The 1,390-nt window shown below is 62.0% G+C and carries 1 protein-coding gene and 2 pseudogenes; all 3 read right to left on the reverse strand.

Features of this window, described 5'->3' with window-relative positions:
• A pseudogene (gene eno / locus EOA49_RS31935) lies at positions 1–331 on the reverse strand (phosphopyruvate hydratase); the annotation flags it as partial.
• A gap of 391 nt (positions 332–722) precedes the next feature.
• Positions 723–1,088 carry a PRC-barrel domain-containing protein gene (locus EOA49_RS31940; RefSeq protein ID WP_066989666.1) on the reverse strand — a complete coding sequence of 122 codons (366 nt, stop codon included), beginning with the start codon at positions 1,086–1,088 and terminating at the stop codon, positions 723–725.
• Positions 1,089–1,167: 79 nt separating this feature from the next.
• Positions 1,168–1,390: pseudogene (locus tag EOA49_RS31945) on the reverse strand (3-deoxy-8-phosphooctulonate synthase); the annotation flags it as partial.

The following is a 1,390-nucleotide window of genomic DNA, read 5'->3' on the forward strand; positions in this document are numbered from 1 at the left end:
GGAGGGGGTTGGCGCGGAGCCGGCTCTTGTTCGGAGTGCCGTCGAGCTCGATCATCGTCTGGTCGATATGGATCTGGTTCTCGGCTTCCATGCCGCCGATCGCCTCGAACAACTCGCCGTTCACGGCCTCGACGGCGCCCTGGACTCCCTTGCCGAGATAGCGCGGCCCGCCGTCGCGCAGCTCGACCGCCTCATGCGCGCCGGTCGAGGCGCCCGACGGAACGGCGGCGCGGCCCATCGAGCCGTCTTCCAGCACCACGTCGACCTCGACGGTCGGATTTCCACGGCTGTCCAGGATTTCACGCCCGACAATGTCGATGATGGCGGTCATTGCGATGTCCCCGATTGATCGATTGAAGCGTCGCGCCCCTCTTAGCCAAAGCCCGGCAAAAGGCAATTGGGCGGTCCGCAATAATTGCAGGCGACAAGATTCACGAAGCGCAAATCTTTGTCATCATTAGTCATGCGCGCGACTCGCCCTTCTGATTTATGGTCGTGTTTGCGCGGGGCGAAACACGAGGAGTTTCGCCATGTCTCAGTTGAGCGGTATCGTGAGTTTGTTCCTGATCGCGGCGGCGTTCCTAACGTCCTGCGACACCCAGAAGCCTCAGCAGAACTCCACGGAGCTATCCACCCTTCGGACCGCTGAATAGGTTCCTCAACGCTCGAAGGCCCCCGGACCCGGGGGCCTTCTCGATTCTGGAAGCAGCCGCTCAGGCCGATCAGTGCCAGTAAGGCTTCACGTGGTAGTATTCGAAGGATGCGTCGCGGGCCGCTTCACCATCGGCGCCGGTCAATTCCTCGATCGAGTAGGCCGGTGCCGCCTTGAGCTGTTCCTTCGTGAAAGGCACGACGTAGCCGCCCATGTTTTCATCATAGTCGAGGCTTGCCCACGGAATGGCGTGATACTTCTCGCCCATGCCGAGGAAGCCGCCGAAGCCGATAACCGCGAACATGATCCCGTTCGACATCTTGTCGAGCATCACGTCCTCAATGCTGCCGATGCTGTCGCCGGCGGTGTTGTAGACCGAGGTGCCGATGACGCGTGAGGCGGCGATGGCTTCGGTGTGGCCAGACGGAGTGGTCATTGTTGTGCTCCTCTCATTTGATTGTCCGTTGTGGACAATGAGGGGAGCGGGCGAAGGTTCCAGATTTTCGGCTGCCCTGCTACGGCCTCTTGGCGATCCGATCGAACGCCATCAGCCTTTCCAGCAATGCGGGAAGATTCTTCAAGGGCACCATGTTGGGGCCGTCCGAGGGGGCGTTGTCCGGATCCTGGTGGGTTTCGATGAACACGCCGGCAACGCCGATCGCCACGGCGGCGCGCGCGAGGGTCTCGACAAAGCGTCGTTCGCCACCGGTCGAGCCGCCCTGCCCGCCCGGCTGCTGC

Origin of the sequence: Mesorhizobium sp. M1A.F.Ca.IN.020.04.1.1 (assembly GCF_003997315.1) — a bacterium.
Lineage (GTDB): Bacteria > Pseudomonadota > Alphaproteobacteria > Rhizobiales > Rhizobiaceae > Mesorhizobium.

Excerpts from the sequence above, each read along its gene's own strand:
- EOA49_RS31940 (WP_066989666.1), bottom strand. The coding sequence starts at position 1,088 with ATGACCACTCCGTCTGGCCACACCGAAGCCATCGCCGCCTCACGCGTC.